The sequence below is a fragment of the Romboutsia sp. 13368 genome, assembly GCF_018336475.1.
In the GTDB taxonomy this organism is placed as follows: Bacteria; Bacillota; Clostridia; order Peptostreptococcales; family Peptostreptococcaceae; genus Romboutsia.
Genome location: NZ_CP048741.1, coordinates 1,602,959 through 1,603,307, shown reverse-complemented (window position 1 = coordinate 1,603,307; position 349 = coordinate 1,602,959).

The window sequence follows — 349 nt, the reverse complement described above, 5'->3', positions numbered from 1 at the left end:
ACTCTCCTAAATATAATATTCTGTTATAAATAATTTAGCATTTTTATAGAATTCTTTCAATAGATTTGTCAAATTTATTGATGTAAAAATTAGAAAAAATTAAAAAAATTTAAATTCATAAGAAATTCACCATATATTCATATAAGATGGCTATAATATAATTAAAAGGAGGGATAAATAATAATGGGTATAATATTGATAACATTAGCCATACTATGCGTTATGTATGGATTGACATTTATATCTTATCTATCAGAAAATAATATACTAGATGAATTAATTTCTAATAACTAGTATTTATATATAAATTAAATATAACTATAAAATGGACATACTGTTTATTTTATAC